The sequence below is a fragment of the Metapseudomonas otitidis genome (assembly GCF_011397855.1).
GTDB classification, from domain to species: domain Bacteria; phylum Pseudomonadota; class Gammaproteobacteria; order Pseudomonadales; family Pseudomonadaceae; genus Metapseudomonas; species Metapseudomonas otitidis.
Genome location: NZ_AP022642.1, coordinates 36,439 through 59,908, shown reverse-complemented (window position 1 = coordinate 59,908; position 23,470 = coordinate 36,439). Strand labels below are relative to the sequence as shown.

The window sequence follows — 23,470 nt, the reverse complement described above, 5'->3', positions numbered from 1 at the left end:
GCACAGTCGGGTGTCATCAGGTAACGCCTTCGGGTCGGAGTATAGACAGGGGGTCCGACCTGGCAATTCGCGGGGAAATTTATCCTGTGCGGAACGTTCCCAGCGCCGCAGGCCGCGCCGGACGTGGCTTCGCTGGTAAAGTAAATGGGACCCGTTATCGCTTGGATGCATAAGCGTTACGCGATTATGACAATCCGGTCTTAGCCGCCGGCCACGGCAGGCTAAGGTCTGTTCGTCTCTTTCCCATGTCCTGAATCAGGAGCAGTCATGAACACCCTCGCCCTGCGCGAACTGATCCGCCAGGCCCACGCCCAGGAAGCCGTCCACGGCCACCTGGCGCGCCTGCTCGATGCCCAGCTGTCCCGCCTGCACCCGGCCATCCGCCTGCCCGGCGATGATGCCCACGGGGTGCTCTCGCGCTTCGTCGCGGCCTACATCGACCAGGTGCCGGACGTGCTCGACGCCGCCGCCAGCGTCGCGGCCGAAGCCGGTATCGAGGCGGAGGTGAAGCCGGTGCTGAAGGTGGCCGAACACTTCTTCCTGCAGCCGCCCAGCGTGGTGCACGGGCACGAAGGGCTGGACGGCCTGCTGGACGAGGCCTACCTGGCCCATCGCCTGGTGGAGGAGGTGAACGACCGCTACATCGCCCACCTGGGCGAACCGCTGATCCCGCTGGACACCACGGTGGCCAACCTGATCGCCCACCAGCTCATCGGCGAGCCCTTCGCCAACCAGCTGGACGAGGCCGTCCACCTGGCGGTGGACGGCATGCTGGACCCGGGCGTGTTCCAGCGCGAGTCGGTGCAGCAGTACCGCGCGCGGCTGCACGACCCGAAGGTGGAGGCGGCGTGGAAGCGCTGGCCCTGCCTGTCGCGCCAGCTCGGCGTCGAACTGCAGCTGGACCCGGCGCCCTGCGCCACCGCCTGACCCTCAGACCGTCCGCCCCCGCAGGCTCAGCCGTCGCCCCTCCAGGCGCCGGTTGAGCCCGCGCGCCTCGATGCACAGCTCGCCACCCTGACGCTCGGCGTTGCGGCCCCAGTCCTGCAGCAGTTCCATGCAGGCGTGGTCGATGTAGCTGAGCCGGTCCAGCGGTACGTGCAGCCGCATGCTCGGTGCCACGCCCTCCAGGGTCGCGGCCAGCTGCGGCACCCGCAGGAAGGTGGCTGCGCCCACCAGGCGCAGCTCCGCCTCGTTCGGGCCGATGGGCGCCAGGACGATCTTCAGCCGCGAGGCCTTCCAGGCCAGCTTGGCCAGGGTCAAACCGAAGCCGATCAGCACCCCGGTGAGCAGGTCGAAGGCGACGATGCCCAGCGCCGTGGCAGCATGGATCGCCAGCGGTGCGCGCCCGTAGCGGCCGAGGCCGCGCAGGCTCTTGAAGTCCACCAGCTTGATGCCCGTGTAGACCAGCACACCGGCCAGGCTGGCGATGGGAATCTGCTGCAGCAGGCCCGGCAGCAGCGCCACCAGGGCCAGCAGCCAGGCGCCGTGCAGCACCGCCGAGAGGCGGGTCCGCGCGCCGGCCTGGACGTTGGCCGAGCTGCGCACGATCACCCCGGTCATCGGCAGCGCGCCGAGCACCCCGCACAGCAGGTTGCCGACGCCCTGGGCCGACAACTCGCGGTCCAGGTCGGAGCGCGGGCCGCTGTGCATGCGGTCCACCGCGGCGGCGGAGAGCAGCGTCTCGGCACTGGCGACGAAGGCCAGCACCAGCGCCGCCAGCAGCAGCTCAGGGTCAGCCAGGCGCAGCAGGTCCGCCGGCTGCAGCCAGTCGATGGCCTCGCCGAGGGTGGCCGGCACCTGCACGCGGTTCACCTGCAGGTCGAGCCCGCTGGCCGCCAGGGTGGCCAGGCCGACGCCGATCAGCGCGCCGGGCAGGAAGCGCAGCGCGCCCGGCCGCCAGCGTTCCCAGGCCAGCATCACGAGGATGGTGCCGAGCCCCAGCAGGGCGGCATCGAGGTCGCCGCCGGGGCCGAACTGGCGGGCCGCCTCCAGCAGCGTGGCGGGGAAGGCCAGCAGGTTGTCCAGGCCGGAGGCCTGGGGGCTGGCGTCGAACATCACGTGGACCTGGGACAGCACGATGAGGATGCCGATGCCGGCCAGCATGCCCTGCACCACCGCCGGGGCGGTGACGCGGAACCAGCAGCCCAGGCGCAAGCGGCCGGCCAGCAGTTGCAGGGCGCCGGCCAGCACCAGGATCGGCCCGAGCATGGCCACGCCGTGCTCGCGCACCAGTTCGAAGACCAGCACGGCGAGCCCGGCCGCCGGGCCGCTGACCTGCAGCGGCGAGCCGGCCAGCCAGCCCACCACCAGGCCGCCGATGATGCCGGTGACCAGGCCCTTGGCCGGCGGCATGCCGGAGGCGATGGCGATGCCCATGCACAGCGGCAGGGCAACGAGGAAGACCACCACCGAGGCGAGCGCCTCCCGTGGCAACGTGTTCTTGAGTTCAGCAAGGCGCATGGCGAATTCTCCTGAGCGCAGCAAGGGGCACGGCAGCCGAGCGGGTGCCGTGGCAAGGGGCGGGCGTCAGGACGCCAGGTAGCGGGGACGCGGGGTGGCCATGCTCGCGCTGGCCTCCTCCAGCGGGCGGAAGCCGCCCGTCTCGGCGTCGTAGGCGCGGATGGCAGCGGTCTCGATGTCGTAGACCCAGCCATGGATGAACAGCTGCCCGGCCGCCAGGCGGGCGGCGACGGCGGGGTGGGTGCGCAGGTGGTCCAGCTGGGCCACCACGTTCTCCTCGGTGAGCACGCCCAGGGTGTCGTGGGCAGCGCAGGTGCAGTTGCGCTCCACCAGGCTGCGGGCCACCTCGGCATGGCGCAGCCAGGCGCGCACGGTGGGCATGGGGCCGAGGGTCTCGGGGGCCAGCACCGCCTTCATGGCGCCGCAGTCCGAATGGCCGCAGACGATGATGTGCTGCACACCCAGGGCCAGCACGGCGTATTCGATGGCGGTGGAGACGCCGCCATTCATCTGCCCGTAGGCCGGCACCAGGTTGCCGACGTTGCGGGTGACGAACAGGTCGCCGGGGGCGCTCTGGGTGATCAGCTCGGGGGCGACGCGGGAGTCGGCGCAGGTGATGAACAGGGTGCGCGGTGCCTGGCTGCGGGCCAGGCGCTGGAACAGCGCCCGCTGCTCGGGGAATACCTGCTCGCGGAAGCGCCGGCAACCGTCAACCAGCGCGGCGAAGGTGGCCTCGGCGGGGTGGCCGCCGAGGCCGGCAGACTGCCCGGGTCGAATGCGGTGAATGTCCTGTTTCATGGGTCCTCCTGAAGGTCGGATGGGCGTCATGCCCGGTGGGCTCCGCCACGGGTTGGCGGATGGCGCTTCAACTAGGCGGTCGAAGCCCCTACAGACCTTAATCGCGAGCCTTAACTCAACCTGAATAAACCGCTCTGGCACGCGGTTTACAGACGAGCGGACGATGGCACGCCGCCAGCGTCGGCCAAGGGCGCAACGCGCCGGGAAGGGTGCGAAACGGAGGGGGAACAGCGGGAACGGGAAGAGGGAGGAGACCCGCAGCGCCCCGGCCGCAGCCGGGGCGCCGGGGGCTTACAGGTAGCGGGCGCGGGGCGTGGCCATCGGCAGCGGGCCGTCGCCGATGGTGCGGAAACGGCCGCTCTCGGCGTCGTAGGCGCGGATGGCGGCGGTCTCGATGTCGTAGACCCAGCCGTGGATGAACAGCTGCCCGCTGGCCAGGCGTGCGGCCACCGAGGGGTGGGTGCGCAGGTGGTCCAGCTGGGCCACCACGTTCTCCTCGGTCAGCACGCCCAGGGTCTCATGGTTGGCGCAGCCGCAGTTCTCGGCGACCACGGTGCGGGCCACTTCGGCGTGGCGTAGCCAGGCCTTGACGGTGGGCATGCGCTCCAGCTGCTCGGGGTTGAGCACCGCCTTCATCGCGCCGCAGTCGGAGTGGCCGCAGATGATGATGTGGTGCACGCCGAGGGCCATGACGGCGAACTCGATGGCGGTGGAGACGCCGCCGTTCATCTGGCCGTAGGGCGGCACCACGTTGCCGACGTTGCGGGTGACGAACAGGTCGCCGGGGGAGCTCTGGGTGATCAGTTCAGGGACGATGCGCGAGTCGGCGCAGGTGATGAACATGGCACGGGGTTTCTGCTCATGGGCCAGGCGCTTGAACAGCTCTTCCTGCTCCGGATAGACCTGGTCGCGGAAACGCTGGAAACCTTCGACGATGTTGCGCAGCGCTTCTTCGGCGCTTTCCTGGGGTTGCGGGGTATCGTGCTCGTCGCTCATGCCGACCTCGTTCGCCTTGGACTCTGTAGGGGTAAGTGGGATTACTTTACCGATACGGTCGGATTTATCCGACCCCCTACAGGACACCGTTCGGCGCGTTGCGGTCACACACCGGGCGCGTAAAACCCGTGCCGTTCATCCCATCGCTCACAGCAGGGCCATCTGCCCGCCGGGCGGGCAGAAGCGCGAGCAGTCCAGCGCCACGTCACCGCGTTTCTCCAGCCCCAGGCGACGCATGGCCACGGCGAAGCGCTGGGCCAGCAGCGCGGCAAAGGCGCCTTCGCCGGTGAAGCGCTTGCCGAAGCGGCTGTCGTACACCTCGCCGCCCCGGCACTGGCGGATGATGCTCATCACGTGGCCGGCACGTTGCGGGTAGTGGGCCTGGAGCCATTCCTCGAACAGCGGCGCCACCTCCCGGGGCAGGCGCACCAGCATGTAGGAGGCGCTGCGTGCGCCGGCATCGCGGGCCGCCTCCAGCAGGCTTTCCAGCTCGCTGTCGTTGATCATCGGGATCATCGGCGAGCACAGCACGCCCACCGGCACGCGGTTCTCGCGCAGCACGCGGATCGCCCGCAGCCGTGCGGAGGGCGCCGCCGCGCGCGGTTCGAGGATGCGCTTGAGCTCATCGTCGAGGGTGGTGAGGCTGATCATCACCTTCACCAGGCGCTGCTCGGCCAGCTGGGTCAGCAGGTCGAGGTCACGCAGCAGCAGCGAGCCCTTGGTGACGATGGTCAGCGGATGGCGGTAGCGCAGCAGCACTTCCAGCACCTGGCGGGTGATGCGGTGCTCGCGCTCGATGGGCTGGTAGGGGTCGGTGTTGGCCCCCAGGGCGATGGGCGCGCACTGGTAGCCGGGCTTGCTCAGCTGCTGCTCCAGCAGGGCGGCGGCGTTGGTCTTGGCGATCAGCCGGGTCTCGAAGTCGATGCCCGGCGACAGGTCCCAGTAGGCGTGGCTGGGCCGCGCGTAGCAGTAGATGCAGCCGTGCTCGCAGCCACGGTAGGGGTTGATGGAGCGGTCGAAGGGCAGGTCCGGCGACTGGTTGCGGGCGATGATGCTCTTGGCCGTCTCGATGCGTACCTCGGTGGCGCGGGTCGGCGGCACTTCCTGGTACCAGCCGTCGTCCTCGGCCACCGAGAGGGTCGGGGCGAAGCGGTTGTAGGGGTTGCTGCCGGTTCCCCGACCACGGGGCGGGAGGGTGACGGACATGGCGGGACGCTCCGAAAATACTGTATGCATGAACAGTATATTCAGACAGCGCCATGCGCCAGACGGTTTTCGTCGGAAAGCCCTATTCGTCCTCGCTCGGCGGCGTGAACGGCTCGATCAGGTACTGCCGGCCATGGGCCTTGCAGTCGGCCAGCGTGCCTTCGGCGGAGGCGCGCAGCTGCAGGAAGCTGCTGCCGAAGCGCTGCTCGTCGGTGTCCACCAGGCCGTTCTTGAGGTCCACCGAGTTGGCCATGGCCATGGAGTCGGCGTACTTGAACTCATCGCCCCAGCCGGACTTGCCGCCCCAGAGGACGATGCGTTCGCCCTCCTGCCAGTGCACCGCCGCCTTGCGCGAGCCGTCCGCCCACTGGTAGCCGACCACGCAGAAGTGATTGGGCCGATCGTTGCGGTGGGCCTGCACCAGCAGGTAGCGCATGTCCTGCTCGGGGTTGGCGAAGGCCTTGTCAGCGTTGATGTCGAAGCGGGTCACCTGGTCGGAGAACACCGAGGGGCCGAAGGATTCGGCCGCGCACAGGCCGAGGGCCGCGAAGAGCAGGGTGCCGGAGAGCCATCCGGCCAGGCGTGGGCTGTTCATTTCTTCGGTTTACCCGGGTTGTTGGGGTTGTCGATGAAGGCCTGGGTGAGGGTGAAGAAGGCCTGGCCGCCCACGTCCGCCACCTTGACGAAGTTGCCGCCCGGGCTGCCGGAGTTGCTGGTCCGCCAGGCGAATACCTTGGATGGCGCCGGGGCGCCCAGCTTGGCGCCGCTGGCCACGTCCAGGGCGTTCTGCACGTGCTGGCGCATGCGCTCGAAGCGGATGTCGCTGCCGTCGTTGGCCAGCCGCAGGAATTCGTCGATGTTGGTCTGCTTGGCACCGAGGTTCGGGTAGTTGCCGAAGCCTTCGAACTGCAAGGGTTCCTTGGCGGTGATGAAGGCCGTCATGGTCTTGCCGGCGGGTTTGCCGAAGTGCTTGGGTTCGGAGAACGTCATGCGGTTCTCGATCACCTGGCGCATCCACTGCATGGACTTCAGCGCCTCGGCATTGTCTGTGTTGGGTTTGGGCGCGATGGACTCGGCGAGCAGCAGCCGCGCCAGGCAACCTTCGTCGGTGGCCGGGTCGGGCAGGCCGAGCTTGTCGATCACCTCGATGGACACGTGGATGCCCGATGGCAGCCCGTCGACCGCCGAGAACGCCTCGACCCGAACGGCCGGGCAGGCCCGCAGAGCCGTGAGGACGACGGTCTGTTCCGACTGGCGGTCGTTGGGGTTCTGCTTGACCTCGATGCAGGCGTTGGCGCTCTTGACCACGTAGTGCTTCTTGCCCGGGCCGAGGCCATTCAGCCGCAGCCTGAGGACGTTGCCGACCACCAGCTGGACGGTGCCGACGACCGGCTTGTTGTTTCGGGTGAAGGTGGGCACTGGGGGAATCTCCTTGCGCTGTCGCTGCGTCGTGCTGCAGCTCCCTGTGCGCGGCGGCACAGCCGGGAAAACTACTCCCGGCCCCGCGTCCGGGCAAGGCGACAGCACGGCGGAAGTGACGCAGTTCGCCTCACGCCTCGCAGGCGCAGCGCTCCAGGGCATCGAGGTCGGCCGCCATGATCGCCGCCAGGTGCCGGCTGACCTTCTCCACCGGCCAGTCCCACCAGGCGATGGCCAGCAGGCGCTCCACCACCGCATCGGGGAAGCGCTGCTTCAGCGGCTCGGCCGGGTTGCCGCCGACCACTGTGTAGGGCGGCACGTCGCGGGTCACCACCGAGCGGGAGGAGATGATGGCGCCGTCGCCGATCTTCACCCCGGGCATGATCAGCGCCTCGTAGCCGATCCACACGTCGTTGCCGATCAGGGTGTCGCCCTTGTTGGGGAACTCCGACAGGTCGGGCATGTGGTGTTCCCAGCCACCGCCGAAGATCTGGAAGGGGTAGGTGGAGAAGCCGGAGAGCTTGTGGTTGGCGCCGTTCATGATGAACTTCACCCCACGGGCGATGGCGCAGAAGCGCCCGATCACCAGGCGGTCACCGATGAAGGGGAAGAGGTAGAGCACGTTGCGCTCGAAGTGCTCCGAATCCTCCGGGTCGTCGTAGTAGGTGTATTCGCCGATCTCGATCTGCGGGTTGCTCACCGTGTTGCGGATGAAGCAGACCTGGGGGAAGCCCGCCATGGGGTGCGGGTTGCGAGGGTCGGGGCCGTGCATGGCACCTCCTGTGCGCTGCGAAGGGGGGAAGGAGCGCCGCCGGGATCAGCCCGGCAGGCGACGCACCCGAAGGTTGCCGTAGCCGTTGGCGGCCGGCTCACCACCGATCTCGACCCGGCCCTGGGCGGCCAGTTCCCGCGCCCGCCAGAAGAGGAAGAAGTCGGTGGCGAAGAAACCATCGCAGCTGGCCATGACGTCGGCCATCACCCGCGCCAGCGGCTGCCAGTCGGAACTGCAGTGCTGCAGCAGATCGGCATCGATGAAGCTGAAGTCCTCGCCATGGAACACCTCCTGTCGCCAACGGCGGATGCCGGCACCTTCGGCCAGCACGCTGCGCCATTGGGTCGCCAGGTAATGGCGGCGCTCGGGCCCCACCTGCCTCGGCAGGTAGCGCTCGGCCAGGTCGGTCGGCGTGTGCATGGCCACCGCGCGGCGGTGGGTGACGCTGCTGTCGCCGCTACCGCAGGGCACTTCCCAGAACGGCAGGTCGCTGTGCTCCAGCACCGCGGCAACGCGGGCCAGCAGCAACTGCTCGGAGGCGCTGTCGCCGTGCCAGACGGTCACCCCATGGTCCTGATCGGCCAACCCGGCGAGCCACTGCGCATCCGCTCCCAGGTCACGCTCGAAGTCCGGCATCGGGTGCACGCCCTCCGGCCAGACCGCCCGCCAGAAGGCGGCGCGGCGGGCGCAGGGCGGCTGCTCGATGTCCTTCAGCGGGCCGACGGCGAGGTCGTCACGCAGCACCCGCAGCCACTCATGGGCCACGGAATCGCCGAGGACGATGCCGACGCCTTCGGCCGCGTTGTCACCGCATACCAGATGCCACATGACGCCCTCCTTGGCCTTGTCGCTACTCGCTGGATTTCTTCAGCTTGGGATTGGGGAAGAACTGCACGCTCTGCACCTTGGGGTCGGCCGGCTTGGGCTTGGCCTGGTTGACCCGGGTGCCGAGCTCCTTGGGCACCGACTGGCCCTGGGCGTTGAGGGTGTCGGCGTAGCCGCAGCCGACGCACTGGCGGTGCGGCACGCCGTCTTCGTCCCACATCTGGATCTTGTCCATCTCGCTGCAGGCGGGGCACACGGCCCCGGCGATGAAGCGCTTCGGCGTGGCGGTCATGCAGCGTCCTCCGTGAGGCCGCTGTGGCGCAGCAGGGCGTCGATGGAGGGCTCGCGACCACGGAAGTCGACGAACAGCACCATGGGCGCCTGGGAACCGCCCCGGGCGAGGATGGCGTCGCGGAAGGCACGGCCGGTGGCCGGGTTGAGCACGCCTTCTTCCTCGAACTTCGAGAAGGCGTCGGCGGAGAGCACTTCAGCCCACTTGTAGCTGTAGTAACCGGCGGCGTAACCCCCGGCGAAGATGTGCGCGAAGCTGTTGGCGAAGCGGTTGAACGCCGGTGGGCGCATCACTGCCACTTCGTCACGCACCGCTTCCAGCACGTCGAGCACGCTGCGGCCATCGCCGTGGGTGGCATGCAGTTCGAAGTCGAACAGGGAGAACTCCAGCTGGCGCACCATCATCAGGCCGGACTGGAAGTTCTTCGCCGCCAGCATCTTGTCCAGCAGGTCCTGGGGCAGGGGTTCGCCGCTCTGGTAGTGGCCGGAGATCAGCGCCAGGCCTTCCGGCTCCCAGCACCAGTTCTCCATGAACTGGCTGGGCAGCTCGACGGCGTCCCAGGCCACGCCGTTGATGCCGGAGGCGCCGGCGTGCTCGACGCGGGTGAGCAGGTGGTGCAGGCCGTGGCCGAACTCGTGGAACAGGGTGGTGACTTCGTCGTGGGTCAGCAGCGCGGGCTTGTCGCCGACGGCCGGGGTGAAGTTGCACACCAGGTTGGCCACCGGGGCGACCAGTTCGCCACGGGCGTTGCGGCGCTTGTCGCGGGCGCCGTCCATCCAGGCGCCGCCGCGCTTGTTGGCACGGGCGTAGAGGTCGAAGAAGAAGCGGCCGACGTGCTCGCCGTTCTCGCGGATCTCGAACAGGCGCACGTCCGGGTGCCAGGTGTCGAAGCCGCTGAGTTCGCGGATCTCGATGCCGTAGAGCCTCTGCACGATGGCGAACAGGCCGGTGAGCACCTTGTCGATGGGGAAGTAGGCGCGCAGGGTTTCCTGGGAAATGCTGTAGCGCTGCTCACGCAGCTTCTCGCTGAAGTAGCCGACGTCCCAGCTCTTCAGGTCGGCCACGCCACGTTCGGCGGCGAAAGCCTTGAGCTCGTCCAGGTCGCGGGCGGCGAAGGGCTTGCTGCGCTGGGCCAGGTCCCGCAGGAAGCCGAGCACCTGGGGGGTGGTCTCGGCCATCTTGGTGGCCAGGGACAGGTCGGCGAAGTGGGCGAAGCCCAGCAGGCGGGCCAGCTCCTGGCGCAGGTCGAGGATCTCGGCCATCACCGGGCCGTTGTCGTTCTGGCCGGCATTGGGGCCCTGGTCGGAGGCACGGGTGGCGTAGGCGGCGTAGACCTCTTCGCGCAGGGCGCGGTCGTCGGCGTAGGTCATCACCGCGTAGTAGCTGGGGAACTCCAGGGTGATCAGCCAGCCGTCCAGGCCCTTGGCTTCGGCGGCCTGCTGCATCTGCGCCTTGGCCGAGTCGGTGAGGCCGGCGAGGGCGGCTTCGTCGGTGATGTGCTTGGTCCAGGCCTGGGTGGCGTCCAGCAGCTGGTTGGAGAAGCGGCTGCCCAGCTCGGAGAGCTTCATCTGGATCTCGCCATAGCGCTGCTGCTTGTCGGCGGGCAGGTCGATGCCGGAGAGGCGGAAGTCGCGCAGGGCGTGTTCGAGGATGGTCTTCTGCGCCACGTCGAAGCCAGCGGCCTCGGGGCTGGCGGCCAGGGCCTCGTAGGCCTGGAACAGGGCGCGGTTCTGGCCCATTTCGGTCCAGTACTCGGACAGCTTGGGCAGGCAGGCCTCGTAGGCGTTGCGCAGTTCGGCGCTGTTGCAGACGGCGTTGAGGTGGCTCACCGGGCTCCAGGCACGTCCCAGGCGCTCACCCAGTTCGTCCAGCGCCAGCACCAGGCCCTTCCAGCTGGGGGTGCCGTCCTGCCCGGCCAGCAGCGCAGCGAGGGCGGCGCGGTTGTCGGCCAGGATCTGGTCGACGGCGGGCTCGACGTGCTCGGGCTTGATGGCGGAATAGGGGGGCAGGTCGAAATCTTGCAGGAGGGGATTGCTGGAACTCACGGCATTCACCTGTAGCGTCTTGGAAAAGGGTTCTAGGCTCGGAAAAACAAGAAGGGGGCGCAAGGCCCCCTCGACGAATCACTTTTTCTTGCTGGTCCGCGACATGGACCAGGCGCCGTTCTGTGGTAAACCGCTGACCCCCTTGGCGACCTTCTGGATCTCCCCTCCCTGGCGCAGGAATGCTGCGACCTGATCATCGAGGGTTGCACGGGTTTCCAGGGCCACTTCGGCTTCAGCCTTACGTGCGGAAGCTCTGATACGCAGGGTGGACATGACACTCTCCTTATCCAAAGGCGGCCAGCCAGTATGCCAGATTCTTGACAGCTTTGCAGAAATAGTGTTCCGACAGCCGGAAACCGACGTGCCAGAGGGGTTCTCCGAACCGTGTGGGCCGCATCTTAATTACAATCGCCTTCCACCACAGCCACAGGACTTTCTATGAGCCCGATTAGAGCCTACCGCGGCCTGTCGCCCCAGCTGGGCGAGCGGGTCTTCGTCGATCCGTCCGCCGTGGTGATCGGCGACGTGCACCTGGGCGAGGACTGTTCGGTGTGGCCGCTGGCGGTCATCCGCGGCGACATGCACCGCATCCGCATCGGCGCCCGCACCAGCGTGCAGGACGGCAGCGTGCTGCACATCACCCACGCCGGCCCGTTCAATCCCGACGGCTTCCCGCTGGAGATCGGCGACGACGTGACCATCGGCCACAAGGCCCTGCTCCACGGGTGCCGGATCGGCAGCCGGGTGCTGATCGGCATGGGCTGCATCGTGATGGACGGCGCGGTGATCGAGGACGGCGTGGTGCTCGGCGCCGGCAGCCTGGTGCCGCCGGGCAAGCGCCTGGTCACCGGCTACCTCTACGTCGGCAGCCCGGTGCGCCAGGCGCGCCCGCTGACCGACAAGGAAAAGGCCTTCTTCACCTACAGCGCCGCCAACTACGTGAAGCTGAAGGACCACCACCTCGCCGAACACACCGGCGCCTGAGCCGCCCCCTTCCAGACAGCAGGACCGCATGCGCTACCAGAACATCCTCTTCGACCTCGACGGCACCCTCACCGACCCGCGCGAGGGCATCACCCGCTCCGTGCAGTACGCCCTGGCCCAGCTCGACATCCACGAGCCGGACCTGGCGCAGCTGGAGCACTTCATCGGCCCGCCGCTGCTGCAGTGCTTCATGCAGACCTACGACCTCAGCGAGGCACGCGCCTGGGACGCGGTGAACCACTACCGCGACCGCTTCAAGGTCACCGGCCTCTTCGAGAACCGCGTGTTCGACGGCGTCGACCCCTTGCTCGCGCGCCTCGCCCAGCAGGGCCGCACCCTGTACATCGCCACCAGCAAGCCCACCGTGTTCGCCCGGGAGATCGCCCGGCACTTCGGCTTCGACCGGCACTTCCGGCACATCTACGGCAGCGAGCTGGACGGCACCCGCACCCACAAGGTGGAGCTGATCGCCCACCTGCTGGCGGAAGAGGGGCTGGACCCGGCGGACACGCTGATGATCGGCGACCGCAAGCACGACCTCATCGGCGCCAGCCAGAACGGGCTGCACGCCGCCGGCGTCGGCTATGGCTTCGGCAGCCGCGAGGAACTGATGGCCGAGGCGCCGACCTACTACTTCGCCACCCTCGGCGAGCTGGACCGCGCCTTCGGCTGAGGTCAGTTGCCGTTGCGCTGGTAGAGGATCTTGCGGGTGCCGTTCTCGCAGGAGCCGACCACCATGTTGGGGTCCTCCACCTCGCCGGCGGGCACGATCTCCAGGGTGTAGGCCGTCACCCCGGCGGCCTGGATCTTCACCTCGATCTCGGCCTTCAGCTCCTCGCACGGCTTGGGCGCGGCCATCGCCGCGCCCGAGGCCAGGCCACACAGCATCACCAGCATCCACCGCTTCATCGTGCGTCTCCCCCTTGTCTCGAATCCGCTGTCATTCGACCGGAGCCGCCGGGGCGGAGTTCGCCGCCTGCAGCTCGGCCAGGCGCGCCTCCCGTGCCGCCACCGGCAGGGCTGCCAGCGCCGCCACCCGGGCATGGAAGTCGCTCCAGCCGTCCGCCTGGCTATAGAGCGCGGCGAAGGCCGGCACCCAGCGGTCGTAGAGGCCGAAAGGCAACAGCTTGGCGTTGTTCATCGGCCCCGCCATCCAGCCGTCATAGCGCCCCACGCCGCCCCAGGGGCCATCGCGCAGGGCGCGGTAGTCGCGCCGCAAGCGCTCGAACTCGGCGGCCTTGGCCTCGCGCAGCTCGGCGTCCGGGCGACCACTGGCATAGAGCGCCTGGAGCCGCTCGCGGCTGGCCAGCACCAGCGCGGTGAACTGCTCGCGCTGGCGCAGGGACGGGTCCTCCCCGGTCGCCAGGCCCCGCGCGGCGCGCCATTGGCGCAGCCCCTCGCGCTCCACGAAGCTGGCGTAGGACTCGTTGAAGGCGCTGTCGTCGGTCACGTACAGCCGCTGGTGGGCCAGCTCGTGGAAGATCACCGCCACCAGCCGATCCTCGCCCCAACCGAGCATGCTGCTGAGGATCGGGTCATCGAACCAGCCGAGGGTGGAATAGGCCTCCACACCGCCGACCCAGGCGTCGAAGCCGTCCTCGCGCATCAGCGCCGCCGCACCCCGGGCGCGGCCCTGCTGGTAGTAGCCGCGGTAGGCCACGCACCCGGCGATGGGGAAGCAGTGGGTGACCGGCGCCAGGGAGAACTCCGGCGTGGCAAACACGTTCCACACCACGAAGGGCCTGTGGATATCCGCATAGACCCGGTAGCTGCCGTTGTCCGGCAGGGCCAGCTGCTGGCTGGCGTAGTTCCGCGCTTCCTGCGCCAGGGCCAGGCGCTGGCGCAACGCCGGGTCACGGGCCGGGTCGGCGACGATGCGCGCCACCGGTTCGCGGGCGCGCAGCAACTGCCACTGCCCGGCGGCCAGTTGCCCGTAGTAGTCCAGCGTCGAACAACCGCCCAGCACCAGGGCGAGCAGCCAGGGAACCGCGAGGGTGCGGCAGCGGTCGAGAAAGGCGAGAAAAGAGGAGGGCGGCATGCGCCGAAGCTAGCGCAACGCCCCCGACCACGCCAGAAGGAGTTGCCCATGCGTCGCCTGCTCGTCCTTGCCCTGCCCCTGAACCTGGCCGGCTGCGGCCTGATCATGCCCAGCCCCGACCCGGACCAGGCCTGGATCGCCTTCGCCCCGCAGCAGCGGGGCGCACTGGAGGCCGCACGGGTGGACGAACGCCCGCTGGAGGACGACCGCTACTTCCAGGTCCAGCCCGGGCGCCACGCCCTGGAGGTGCGCTACCGCTTCGACGTGGACGGCAGCGCCATCGGCACCGCCCAGCCGAGCCTTGCCCGCACCTGCCTGCTGACCCTGGACTACGCCGACTTCGCCGCCGGCCAGCGCTATGAGATGCGCGCCGGGGAGATCGGTTTCCGCCCCTGGGTGCGGCTCTACGACGAGCGCCAGCGGGAAGTGGCCCGCGCCCGTGAAGGCCGCTGCGGTGATGTCTGAACGGGGCTGCCGTCGCGCCCCGGCGGGTTTATCCTGAGAGCCCGCCCCACGAGGTGATCGCCATGCACAAGCCCGCCCTGCTGCTCCTGCTCGCCAGCCTCGGCGCCTGCGCCAGCCCGTTGCCGACGCCCGACCCGAACCAGGCCTGGGTGGAGCTGCGCAGCGATCCGGGCACCACGCTGATGGCCAACCGGCAGGATGGCGAGCGCACCCGGGACGGGCGCTTCTACCAGCTCAGCCCCGGCGCCCATGAACTGGAAACCCGCTTCCAGTTCGACATCCCCGGCGGGGGCGGCTTCAACACCAGCAGCGGCCCGACCCAGCTCACCTGCCACATCCGCTTCCGCTACGACGGCTTTGCCGCCGGCCAGCGCTATCGACTGGAAGCCCGACCGGTGGTGATGAGCGCCCAGGCGCTGCTGCGCGACGCCCAGGGCCAGGTGGTGGCGCGGGGCGACGTGCTCGGCTGCGGCCCGCTCTGAGGCTCAGCCGCGCAACCCGGCGAGGATGTCGAAGGCCCGCAGGCGGTGCTCGTGCTGGTAGACGTCGCAGGTGAAGATCAGCTCGTCCGCCCCGGTCTGCTCCAGCAGCACCTCCAGCTTGCTGCGGATCTTCTCCGGCCCGCCGACCATCGCCAGCCCCAGGAAGCTGCCCACCGCCTCCTTCTCGTGAGGCAGCCAACGCCCGGCCATGCTTTCCACCGGCGGGCGCAGCACCAGGCTCTCGCCGCGCATCAGCGCCAGCACCCGCTGGTAGACGGTGGTGGCGAGGAACTCCGCCTCCTCGTCTGTGGGCGCCGCCACCAGTGGCACGCCGAGCATCACGTAGGGTGCATCGAGCACCTCGGACGGGCGGAAATGGTTGCGGTACACGCGGATCGCCTCGTGCAGGTAGCGCGGGGCGAAGTGCGAGGCGAAGGCGTAGGGCAGGCCCTTCATGCCCGCCAGCTGGGCGCTGAACAGGCTGGAGCCGAGCAGCCAGATCGGCACGCGGGTGTCCATGCCGGGCATGGCGATCACCTTCTGGCCCTCCTGGCGCGGGCCCAGCAGCTGTTCCAGCTCCTCGACGTCACGGGGGAAGTCGTCGGCGCTGCCCAGGCGGTCGCGCCGCAGCGCCTGGGCGGTGAAGTGGTCCGCCCCTGGCGCGCGCCCCAGGCCCAGCTCGATGCGGCCCGGGTAGAGGGTGGCCAGGGTGCCAAACTGCTCGGCCACCACCAGCGGCGCGTGGTTGGGCAGCATCACCCCACCGGAACCGAGGCGCAGGGTCGAGGTGTTGGCGGCGAGGTAGCCCAGCAGCACGGCGGTCGCCGAGCTGGCGATGCCGTCCATGTTGTGGTGCTCGGCCACCCAGAAGCGCGAGAAGCCCAGCCGCTCGACGTGCTGCGCCAGGGCCAGGGAGTTGTGCAGGGCCTGGGCGGGGCCGCCGTGGTCGCGGATCGGCGCCAGGTCGAGGACGGAAAGGGGAAGCGAGGAAAGCGCAGTCATGGTGATCGGGCCTTGCGAGGGGAAGGCGGAAGACCTTCCGTAGGACAGGATGCGCCTACTCTAAGTTGCCCCTTTCGATCGGACCAGAAGGCACTTTTCCGTGCCTCAGGCACCTTCTGGTAAGCCCCTCACCGCTGCGGACGGGTCGTACCGGAAGAGAAGGAACGCCTGCAAGTTGAAGGTAACGCACAGAAAAAAGCCGGCATCGAGCCGGCTTCTTCCCAGATACGGTGAATCACTTGCGCTGGTAGACGATTTCCTTGGTGCCCGCCTCGCAGCTGCCCACCACCTTCTTGTCGGTGACGCTGCCCTTGTCGACGATCTCCAGGGTGTAGGACGTCGCACCCTTGGCCTTGATCTTCGCGTCGATCTCGGACTTCAGCTCTTCACAGGGCTTGCCAGCGGCCATGGCCGAACCGGCGAGCGCGAACAAACCAGCAGCCAACAGCAGTTTTTTCATCGGTAACGCTCCCTCGTTGCAGAAAAGAAACGGCTCGTGCGAGCCATGGAGACGACCCGTCTCCGGGGTTGGCCGGGCCCCCAGGCCCGGCCGAACGCGAACAGCCTAGCTCAAGGTGCCGGGGATTTCTGTCAGACAGTTAGCTATCGCTGAGTCGGAAGCCTACTTTCAGCGTCACCTGGTAATGGCCCACCTTGCCGTTCTCGATGTGGCCGCGGGTTTCCACCACCTCGAACCACTCCAGCAGCTTGATGGTCTTGGCCGCCTGCTCCAGCGCGTTGCCGATGGCGTCCTCGATGCTGGTGCGGGACGAGCCCACGATCTCGATCTTCTTGTAGGTGTGGTGATCCGACATAGCCGTTCTCCTTGCCTTAACGATGATTCGCCTGCCAGTTCTGGCACGTGCCTCGGGCGATAAGTTCAGATTAGCTGCACTCCCTCGCGCTGCCGTGGTCGCAAAACGTACACCCCACGACAGAGGAGATACCCCATGGCGTTCTTCATGAACCGGCGCAAACAGCGCGCCCTCGACGACATCCAGCGGGAGATCGACCACCTGCGCGGCCGCATCGACCACATCCGCGGGCGCACCGAGGCCGCCACCGGACAGGCAGTGGCCACGCTGAAGGCGGAAACGGGACAGATGGCCCGCGCCCTGGACCACGGGCGCGAATGGGTGACACGCAGCGCCTGGACAGCCGGGCGCGGGGCGCTCGCCTATGGTCGCCGGCACCCGCTGGCCGCGACGGGTCTGGCCGTGGGCGCGGCGGGCGCCGTGGCCCTGGCCTGCCTGCTGCAGGCGCGCGCCCGGCGGCGCTAAGCGATCAGGGCTGGCGCTCGATGCGGTTATCCACACCCTGCACCGTCATCAGCGGCTCCGAACCGCTCCAGCGCAGCTGGTTATCGGCCCCCGACAGGTTCACCACGGCCGGTCCCTTGAAGACCAGCTCCAGGTTGTGGTCGGCGCCGCTGACCGCCAGCTGCGCGTGATTCGGGGCGCGGCCTTCGAGGGCCGCCTGGACGCGGTTCTTCGCCGTGTCCACCTCCAGGCGCTCGACGCGCCCGGCGGTGACCTGGTTCTGAATACCCGAAACGCTCAGCGCCCCACCCTGTTCCAGGCTCACCTGGTGCTCCGAGCCGTACACGGTGACGGCACCGCAGGTGCCGGTGAGGCGGATGTGATTGGCGGAGCCGGTGATCGCCACGTCCTGCCCCTGGCAGGGCACGTCACGGGTCAGGCCGACGCCGTCGATGCTCACGGGTTCGGCCTGGGCGAGTGGGGCGAGGGTCAGGGCCAGCAGGGCGCCGGCGAGGGGAAACTTGGGCATGGACGCGTCCTTCTTCCATTGGGCATGCCCCGCTGTGACCGGCGGTGGCCCGGGAAAGTTGCATGCCCTGGGCAGAAGCATGACGCCGTAGACGTCAGCGCCCCAGCTCCTGGCGCAACCAGCCCGCCAGGGCATCGGCGCGGCGGTCGGCCTGGCGGCCATTGATCCACAGCGCCAGGCGCGCGGGCGTCTCGACGAAGCCCCAGGGCGCCACCAGGCGGCCCGAGGCCAGCTCGTCCGCCACCAGCTGCTGCGGGGCGATGGCCACGCCCAGGCCGGCCACCGCCGCCTCTAACAGGTAGTAGAGGTGCTCGAAGCCCTGGCCGAGGCGCAGCCGATCCACCGCCAGCCCCTGGGCTGCCGCCCATTGCGGCCAGGCCTGGGGCCGCGAAGTGGTGTGCAGCAGCGCCTCGTCCAGCAGGGCCACGGGGGGCGCACCGGCCAGCCGGTCATGCCGGACGTAGCGGGGGCTCAGCACCGGGCCGATGGATTCCGCCGCCAGCTCCACCACCCGCAGGTCCGCCGGCCAGGGCGGTGCGGCGAAGCACAGGGTGGCGTCCACCCCCGGTCGCCGTGGATCCAGCTCGCCCTCGCTGGCGGACAGCTGCAGGCGCAGGTCCGGCAGCTCGCGGTTGAGGCGGTCCAGGCGCGGGATGAACCAGCGCGCCAGCAGGCTACCGGGGCAGGCGAGGACGAAAGGCGCCTCGTCGCTGCGCCGTGCGAGGTCGGCACAGACCCCGCGCAAGCGTTCGAAGGCCTCCGCCGTGGCGTCCCGCAGGCGCTGGCCGGCATCCGTGAGTTTTACGCCGCGCCCGTCCTTGCTGAACAGCGCCACGCCGAGGGACTCCTCCAGCTGCCGCACCTGGCGGCTCACCGCCCCGTGGGTGACGTGCAGTTCATCGGCGGCGCGGCTCATGCTCTGCAGCCGCGCCGCGGCCTCGAAGGCGCGCAGGGCGTTGAGGGAGGGTAGGTCCTGGCTCATCTCAGTCCGCCAGTTCCGGCAGGAAGGCCGTGTCCATGGCATAGCGGCGCGGGTTGGCCGGGTCGATCAGCACCCGCACCCAGCCATCGTCGGGCAGGAAGCGGGACGGGTCGAACCAGAGGTTCTCGCTGTTGAACACATGAAGCTTGCCGGTGGCCGGGTTCTTCCACTGGGCCACGATGCGCCAGGGGTGCTGGCCGTTGACGCTCAGCGAGCCGTTGAGCCGTACGTCGACCACCTCGGCCATCACCGCCTGGCCGCTCACCGCCAGTTGCGCCGCGCGGCGCCGGGCCAGCAGCGGCGGCACCACGAAGCACGAGCCGATCAGGGCGAACACCGCACCGATGCCGCCGAGCACCAGGGAACCGACCCAGTTGTCGACGAAGCTGTCCAGGTGCGCATCGCGGGGGTCTGCCGGGTCGTAGTAGACCCTCGCCGACTCGCCCAGCTCGAAGGCCGGCGGGCTGCTGCAGCCGCTGCTGGTGTGCTCCACCGCCTCACCCGCCGCCGTGCGGAAGGCCACCGTCGGGCAGCCGCCGCTGATATCGATCACCTCCGCCGAGGCCAGCGTCATGCGTGCCTGGTCGCTCAGCCGCGCCACCTGCACCGCCACCGCCCCCGCGATCATCAGACCGCCCAGGGCGGGAAACACCCACAACCATCCCAGTTTCATGTGTCGATCTTCCTGTGAGTAAAAATCACACGTCGAGGCGGAATTATCGGTTTTTCTACCGCCCCGTCCAGTCGTAGACTGGCCACCATTGTCCCAGCCACCCAACGGATGACCGCCATGCCTGGTTCACAGAATTCCTATCGCAACGGCCCGGACGCCAAGGGCCTGTTCGGCGCCTTCGGCGGCCAGTACGTCGCCGAGACCCTGATGCCGCTGATCCACGACCTGGCCCGCGAATACGAGAAGGCCAAGGAAGACCCGGCCTTCATCGAAGAGCTGGCCTACTTCCAGCGTGACTACGTCGGCCGCCCGAGCCCGCTGTACTTCGCCGAGCGCCTGACCGAGCACTGCGGCGGCGCCAAGATCTACCTCAAGCGCGAAGAGCTGAACCACACTGGCGCGCACAAGATCAACAACTGCATCGGCCAGATCCTCCTGGCCCGCCGCATGGGCAAGAAACGCATCATCGCCGAGACCGGCGCCGGCATGCACGGCGTGGCCACTGCCACCGTGGCCGCCCGCTTCGGCATGGAATGCGTGGTGTACATGGGCACCACCGACATCGACCGCCAGCAGGCCAACGTGTTCCGCATGAAGCTCCTGGGCGCCACCGTGATCCCGGTCACCGCCGGCACCGGCACCCTCAAGGACGCCATGAACGAGGCCCTGCGCGACTGGGTGACCAACGTCGACACCACCTTCTACCTGATCGGCACCGTCGCCGGCCCGCACCCGTACCCGGCCATGGTCCGTGACTTCCAGGCCGTGATCGGCAAGGAAACCCGCGAGCAGCTGGCCGAGAAGGAAGGGCGCCTGCCCGACTCCCTGGTCGCCTGCATCGGCGGCGGCTCCAACGCCATGGGCCTGTTCCACCCCTTCCTCGACGACGCCTCGGTGCAGATCGTCGGCGTGGAAGCCGCCGGCCACGGCATCGAGACCGGCAAGCATGCCGCCAGCCTCAACGGCGGCGTACCGGGCGTGCTGCACGGCAACCGCACCTTCCTGCTGCAGGACGACGACGGCCAGATCATCGACGCCCACTCCATCTCCGCCGGCCTGGACTACCCCGGCATCGGCCCGGAACACGCCTGGCTGCACGACATCGGCCGCGTCGAGTACACCTCGATCACCGACCACGAAGCCCTGGAAGCCTTCCACCAGTGCTGCCGCCTCGAAGGCATCATCCCGGCCCTGGAGAGCTCCCACGCCCTGGCCGAAGTGTTCAAGCGCGCGCCCACGCTGCCCAAGGACCACATCATGGTGGTCAACCTCTCCGGCCGCGGCGACAAGGACATGCAGACCGTGATGCACCACATGCAACAGAACCAGGAGAAGCACTGATGAGCCGCCTGCAGACCCGCTTCGCCGAGCTGAAGCAGCAGAACCGCGCAGCCCTGGTGACCTTCGTCACCGCCGGCGACCCGAACTACGACGCCTCCCTGGCGATCCTCAAGGGCCTGCCGGAGGCCGGTGCCGACGTGATCGAACTGGGCATGCCCTTCACCGACCCGATGGCCGACGGTCCCTCGATCCAGCTGGCCAACATCCGCGCCCTGGCCGGCAAGCAGAACCTGGCCAAGACCCTGCAGATGGTCCGGGAATTCCGCGAGGGCAACCAGAGCACCCCGCTGGTGCTGATGGGCTACTTCAACCCCATCCACCACTACGGCGTCGAGCGCTTCGTCAACGACGCCAAGGCCGCGGGCGTGGACGGCCTGATCGTCGTCGACCTGCCGGCCGAACATAACGACGACCTGTGCCTACCGGCCCAGAACGCCGGCATCGACTTCGTCCGCCTGACCACCCCGACCACCGACGACGCCCGCCTGCCGACGGTGCTCGCCGGCAGCTCCGGCTTCGTCTACTACGTCTCGGTGGCCGGCGTCACCGGCGCCGGCTCCGCCACCCTGGAGCACGTGCAGGCCGCCGTGACCCGCCTGCGCCGCCACACCGACCTGCCGGTGGCCATCGGCTTCGGCATCCGCACCGCCGAACACGCCGCCAGCATCGCCCGCCTCGCCGACGGCGTGGTGGTGGGCTCCGCCCTGGTGGACCAGATCGCCAAGGCCGAAACCGCCGAACAGGCCGTCGACGGCGTCCTCACCCTCTGCAAGACCCTGGCCGACGGCGTGCGCAGCGCCCGCGCCTGATCACGATACAGCCGCAATAAAAGCCGCTGCCCCCAGTTGGGAGCAGCGGCTTTTCATGCTGAAGCACGTGCGAGCGAGGCCCCACATCGAGAGCAGCCAGCATCACCGCACCCGATCATTCCGCCATCGAATGACGTAGCCCTGCGATCAAGATCCCGTCTCAGGCGGCGTACTCTCCGATAATCTCCGTTCTCCGCTCCAGTCCCACGGATGTAATTCATGCTCCCCACCATGAAGCGCCTGTTCAACGCACTTCACGCCCTGGCAGGACGCCCCCGAGTCCCCTCAAAAGGCCCACTATGGGATCGATACGCCGCCGGTAATCAGCGATTGGCGAAAAGCATCGCCCGACGATCAGCTGCCGAGCGCCTCAAGGACCAACGGGAACAAGCCCCCGAGGCGAGCCGCCTGTTGCGTTCGCTGGCGCCATTGATCATCCAAGGGGCCAATGGACTAGAGATCCAGGAGCACCTGCTGAACGCTTATCTGGAACGGGGTTGGCGCCCGATGCTGGTGGGTTACCACGGCTATCCGGCGGCGGTCCCCGTCTCGGTCAACTATGGCGTCGGAGGTGTTATCCCGACCGACAAGCCGATCCCGGAGTCGGCACTGGTCAAGGTCGAGCTGATCGCAGGCACTCCCGTTTCGCACTTGGCGCAGACCTGGACCTTTGCTGGCCGGAACGCCACACCGCTGCAACTGTTCATGCTCGACAAAGCGCGGCTGGCACTGCGCAAGGGCATCGAGCCGGTACGCCATGGGGCCAGGATCGACACCATCGGCGATGCGATCTCCAAGGTGCTCGATGAAAACGACCTTTTCCCGATCCGCGAGCTATGCGGGTACACGATGGGTGCGCAACGTGTCGAAGAGCCGCAGATCCTGGGCTATGGCCTCCGCGGTATACCTTCCCGTGGGACCTGTATGGAGGCTGGCCAGGTATTGAACATCCAGGTGCTGGCTCAAAGAGCGCAAGTTCGTACACGCGTCAGGGGAGAGGAGGGTTTCCAGTACTACACCGGAGACAGAGGGGATGCTGTTGTGTTGTCCGTCATGGTTGAGGTCACTGAAACCGGGCACAGATTGTTGACCGAGTTCGTCGATTGACCCAGCGCCTCCCGATAGGCCGAGCGCGATAGGTGAGGGCAGCGCCCAGTCCTAGGGCTGCTGCATGGCCGGCTTCCGGCCCAAACGACTTATCCACAGGGACGCGAGGATCACCGCGCCGCCCAGGGCGAGGCGGGGGAGGTCGGCGTCGCGGTTCCAGATCAGCAGGTTGACCAGCAGCCCGGCGGGTACGTGGAGTTCGTTCATCACCGCCAGGGTGCCGGCGCTGACACGGGTGCTGCCCTTGACCCACCAGAACATCCCCAGTGCCGTGGCGAACAGCCCCATCCACAGCAGCACGCCCCATTGCACAGTCGTCTGCGGCAGGCGCTCGGGGTTGCCGAAGAGCAGGAAGGAAGGCAGCGCCAGCACCAGCGCGCCGAGGAAGAAGTGGCCGAAGAAGCGGTGCAGCGGCTGCTCCACCGGGTAGCGCACCAGCAGCCGGCGGCACAGCACCTGGCCGGCGGCGAAGGTGGCGTTGGCCACCTGCAAGAGGATGAAGCCCAGCAGGTATTCCCCCTCCAGCCGGTCGAAACGGATGATCACCCCGCCGCCCACCGCCACCAGTGCGGCCAGCAGCGCCCAGGGGCTGAAGCGCCGCGCCAGCGCATCGTCCAGCAGGGTCACGTAGATCGGCGTGAGCACGGTGAACAGCAGCACCTCCGGCACCGTGAGCACCGCGAAGCTGCGGTACAGGCACAGGTAGGTGATGCCGAACTGCAGCGCACCGGCCAGCCAGAAGCCGGCCAGCAGGCGGGTCGGCAGGCCACGCCAGCGGGTGAAGGGCAGGAACACCAGCGCCGCGATCAGCACCCGCGCCAGCACCGCGAAATCACTGTCCACCCGACCGGCCAGGTACTCGCCGATCAGGCTGAAGGAGAAGGCCCAGAGCAGGGTGACGATGAGCAGGAAGTGCATGGACGGCCTCCGTAAACGCGGGCCGCGATGATAGGCGCTGCCTCGTCGTTCGTCATCGCGGGTGCTTG

29 protein-coding genes are annotated in these 23,470 nt (G+C 68.6%); 9 read left to right on the top strand and 20 right to left on the bottom strand.

Annotation, left to right across the window (positions count from 1 at the left end; translation table 11 throughout):
• Nucleotides 1–267 precede the first annotated feature (267 nt).
• Nucleotides 268–927, top strand: a complete 660-nt coding sequence (locus tag PotMrB4_RS00320) for a hypothetical protein (RefSeq protein WP_044410208.1) — start codon at nt 268–270, stop codon at nt 925–927.
• 3 nt (nt 928–930) lie between these two features.
• Here PotMrB4_RS00320 and PotMrB4_RS00315 read toward each other — a convergent pair whose 3' ends face one another.
• The 11 genes from PotMrB4_RS00315 to PotMrB4_RS00265 form a co-directional block, all read right to left on the bottom strand.
• The gene (locus PotMrB4_RS00315) at nt 931–2,460 is read right to left on the bottom strand and encodes a SulP family inorganic anion transporter (protein ID WP_172432233.1); all 1,530 of its coding nucleotides are present in this window, start codon (nt 2,458–2,460) and stop codon (nt 931–933) included.
• 66 nt (nt 2,461–2,526) lie between these two features.
• Nucleotides 2,527–3,258: a carbonic anhydrase gene (locus PotMrB4_RS00310; protein ID WP_083422368.1), complete on the bottom strand. Its 732-nt coding sequence runs from the start codon at nt 3,256–3,258 to the stop codon at nt 2,527–2,529.
• A gap of 291 nt (nt 3,259–3,549) precedes the next feature.
• Entirely contained in the window at nt 3,550–4,254 is a 705-nt protein-coding gene (locus PotMrB4_RS00305; protein ID WP_044410202.1) for a carbonic anhydrase, read from the bottom strand.
• Between the two features lie 147 nt (nt 4,255–4,401).
• Nucleotides 4,402–5,460: a PA0069 family radical SAM protein gene (locus PotMrB4_RS00300; RefSeq protein ID WP_172432232.1), complete on the bottom strand. Its 1,059-nt coding sequence runs from the start codon at nt 5,458–5,460 to the stop codon at nt 4,402–4,404.
• 82 nt (nt 5,461–5,542) lie between these two features.
• On the bottom strand, nt 5,543–6,055 hold the full coding sequence (locus PotMrB4_RS00295) for a hypothetical protein (RefSeq protein WP_172432231.1): 513 nt from the start codon (nt 6,053–6,055) through the stop codon (nt 5,543–5,545).
• A complete protein-coding gene (locus PotMrB4_RS00290; protein ID WP_044410196.1) occupies nt 6,052–6,879 on the bottom strand; it encodes a hypothetical protein in 828 nt (275 codons plus the stop codon). The genes PotMrB4_RS00295 and PotMrB4_RS00290 overlap by 4 nt, the downstream gene beginning before the upstream one ends.
• Before the next feature lie 130 nt (nt 6,880–7,009).
• Nucleotides 7,010–7,651: a Vat family streptogramin A O-acetyltransferase gene (locus PotMrB4_RS00285; RefSeq protein ID WP_107329947.1), complete on the bottom strand. Its 642-nt coding sequence runs from the start codon at nt 7,649–7,651 to the stop codon at nt 7,010–7,012.
• Nucleotides 7,652–7,696: 45 nt separating this feature from the next.
• Nucleotides 7,697–8,479 carry a DUF1835 domain-containing protein gene (locus PotMrB4_RS00280; RefSeq protein WP_142013200.1) on the bottom strand — a complete coding sequence of 261 codons (783 nt, stop codon included), beginning with the start codon at nt 8,477–8,479 and terminating at the stop codon, nt 7,697–7,699.
• Between the two features lie 22 nt (nt 8,480–8,501).
• Complete coding sequence (locus PotMrB4_RS00275; protein ID WP_044410189.1) at nt 8,502–8,768, bottom strand: YheV family putative zinc ribbon protein; 267 nt, start codon at nt 8,766–8,768, stop codon at nt 8,502–8,504.
• Nucleotides 8,765–10,813, bottom strand: coding sequence for an oligopeptidase A (gene prlC, locus PotMrB4_RS00270; RefSeq protein WP_172432230.1), 2,049 nt, complete (start codon nt 10,811–10,813; stop codon nt 8,765–8,767). Before prlC ends, PotMrB4_RS00275 begins: the two co-directional genes overlap by 4 nt.
• Before the next feature lie 78 nt (nt 10,814–10,891).
• Complete coding sequence (locus PotMrB4_RS00265) at nt 10,892–11,086, bottom strand: hypothetical protein (RefSeq protein ID WP_044410186.1); 195 nt, start codon at nt 11,084–11,086, stop codon at nt 10,892–10,894.
• 165 nt (nt 11,087–11,251) lie between these two features.
• Here PotMrB4_RS00265 and PotMrB4_RS00260 point away from each other — a divergent pair, with 165 nt between their 5' ends.
• Nucleotides 11,252–11,797 (top strand): gamma carbonic anhydrase family protein, encoded by a 546-nt coding sequence (locus tag PotMrB4_RS00260; protein ID WP_172432229.1) that lies wholly within the window; start codon nt 11,252–11,254, stop codon nt 11,795–11,797.
• A gap of 28 nt (nt 11,798–11,825) precedes the next feature.
• On the top strand, nt 11,826–12,470 hold the full coding sequence (locus PotMrB4_RS00255) for an HAD family hydrolase (RefSeq protein ID WP_172432228.1): 645 nt from the start codon (nt 11,826–11,828) through the stop codon (nt 12,468–12,470).
• Nucleotides 12,471–12,472: 2 nt separating this feature from the next.
• Here PotMrB4_RS00255 and PotMrB4_RS00250 read toward each other — a convergent pair whose 3' ends face one another.
• Together PotMrB4_RS00250 and PotMrB4_RS00245 are read right to left on the bottom strand one after the other, a co-directional pair.
• The gene (locus PotMrB4_RS00250) at nt 12,473–12,706 is read right to left on the bottom strand and encodes a DUF1161 domain-containing protein (protein ID WP_074969896.1); all 234 of its coding nucleotides are present in this window, start codon (nt 12,704–12,706) and stop codon (nt 12,473–12,475) included.
• Nucleotides 12,707–12,737: 31 nt separating this feature from the next.
• Nucleotides 12,738–13,835: an aminopeptidase gene (locus PotMrB4_RS00245; RefSeq protein WP_172432227.1), complete on the bottom strand. Its 1,098-nt coding sequence runs from the start codon at nt 13,833–13,835 to the stop codon at nt 12,738–12,740.
• A gap of 48 nt (nt 13,836–13,883) precedes the next feature.
• On the opposite strand from PotMrB4_RS00245, the gene PotMrB4_RS00240 reads away from it, so the two are divergent.
• Both PotMrB4_RS00240 and PotMrB4_RS00235 read left to right on the top strand, forming a co-directional pair.
• Nucleotides 13,884–14,300, top strand: coding sequence for a PA0061/PA0062 family lipoprotein (locus PotMrB4_RS00240; protein ID WP_044410171.1), 417 nt, complete (start codon nt 13,884–13,886; stop codon nt 14,298–14,300).
• Between the two features lie 62 nt (nt 14,301–14,362).
• A complete protein-coding gene (locus PotMrB4_RS00235; RefSeq protein ID WP_044410169.1) occupies nt 14,363–14,782 on the top strand; it encodes a PA0061/PA0062 family lipoprotein in 420 nt (139 codons plus the stop codon).
• A gap of 3 nt (nt 14,783–14,785) precedes the next feature.
• On the opposite strand, the gene PotMrB4_RS00230 is transcribed toward PotMrB4_RS00235, so the two are convergent.
• The 3 genes from PotMrB4_RS00230 to PotMrB4_RS00220 all read right to left on the bottom strand — a co-directional run bounded on the left by PotMrB4_RS00230 (nt 14,786) and on the right by PotMrB4_RS00220 (nt 16,599).
• Nucleotides 14,786–15,784 (bottom strand): LLM class flavin-dependent oxidoreductase, encoded by a 999-nt coding sequence (locus PotMrB4_RS00230; protein WP_074969890.1) that lies wholly within the window; start codon nt 15,782–15,784, stop codon nt 14,786–14,788.
• A gap of 235 nt (nt 15,785–16,019) precedes the next feature.
• Entirely contained in the window at nt 16,020–16,244 is a 225-nt protein-coding gene (locus tag PotMrB4_RS00225; protein WP_044410163.1) for a DUF1161 domain-containing protein, read from the bottom strand.
• Nucleotides 16,245–16,383: 139 nt separating this feature from the next.
• Entirely contained in the window at nt 16,384–16,599 is a 216-nt protein-coding gene (locus PotMrB4_RS00220) for a dodecin (protein WP_044410160.1), read from the bottom strand.
• A gap of 135 nt (nt 16,600–16,734) precedes the next feature.
• On the opposite strand from PotMrB4_RS00220, the gene PotMrB4_RS00215 reads away from it, so the two are divergent.
• Entirely contained in the window at nt 16,735–17,064 is a 330-nt protein-coding gene (locus tag PotMrB4_RS00215) for a hypothetical protein (protein ID WP_172432226.1), read from the top strand.
• A gap of 4 nt (nt 17,065–17,068) precedes the next feature.
• Here the strand turns inward: PotMrB4_RS00215 and PotMrB4_RS00210 are convergent, their stop codons facing one another.
• From PotMrB4_RS00210 to PotMrB4_RS00200, 3 genes are all read right to left on the bottom strand, one after another.
• The gene (locus PotMrB4_RS00210; RefSeq protein WP_172432225.1) at nt 17,069–17,572 is read right to left on the bottom strand and encodes a DUF3060 domain-containing protein; all 504 of its coding nucleotides are present in this window, start codon (nt 17,570–17,572) and stop codon (nt 17,069–17,071) included.
• A 94-nt stretch (nt 17,573–17,666) separates the two neighbouring features.
• The gene (locus PotMrB4_RS00205; protein WP_172432224.1) at nt 17,667–18,554 is read right to left on the bottom strand and encodes a LysR family transcriptional regulator; all 888 of its coding nucleotides are present in this window, start codon (nt 18,552–18,554) and stop codon (nt 17,667–17,669) included.
• A 1-nt stretch (nt 18,555) separates the two neighbouring features.
• Complete coding sequence (locus PotMrB4_RS00200) at nt 18,556–19,227, bottom strand: DUF3592 domain-containing protein (protein WP_142013223.1); 672 nt, start codon at nt 19,225–19,227, stop codon at nt 18,556–18,558.
• A gap of 117 nt (nt 19,228–19,344) precedes the next feature.
• Here PotMrB4_RS00200 and trpB point away from each other — a divergent pair, with 117 nt between their 5' ends.
• From trpB to PotMrB4_RS00185, 3 genes are all read left to right on the top strand, one after another.
• Nucleotides 19,345–20,568 (top strand): tryptophan synthase subunit beta, encoded by a 1,224-nt coding sequence (gene trpB, locus PotMrB4_RS00195; protein ID WP_044410145.1) that lies wholly within the window; start codon nt 19,345–19,347, stop codon nt 20,566–20,568.
• On the top strand, nt 20,568–21,377 hold the full coding sequence (gene trpA, locus PotMrB4_RS00190; protein WP_160482376.1) for a tryptophan synthase subunit alpha: 810 nt from the start codon (nt 20,568–20,570) through the stop codon (nt 21,375–21,377). The genes trpB and trpA overlap by 1 nt, the downstream gene beginning before the upstream one ends.
• A 219-nt stretch (nt 21,378–21,596) precedes the next feature.
• Nucleotides 21,597–22,484: a M24 family metallopeptidase gene (locus tag PotMrB4_RS00185; protein ID WP_172432223.1), complete on the top strand. Its 888-nt coding sequence runs from the start codon at nt 21,597–21,599 to the stop codon at nt 22,482–22,484.
• A 51-nt stretch (nt 22,485–22,535) separates the two neighbouring features.
• On the opposite strand, the gene PotMrB4_RS00180 is transcribed toward PotMrB4_RS00185, so the two are convergent.
• The gene (locus tag PotMrB4_RS00180) at nt 22,536–23,402 is read right to left on the bottom strand and encodes a carboxylate/amino acid/amine transporter (RefSeq protein WP_172432222.1); all 867 of its coding nucleotides are present in this window, start codon (nt 23,400–23,402) and stop codon (nt 22,536–22,538) included.
• Nucleotides 23,403–23,470 lie beyond the last annotated feature (68 nt).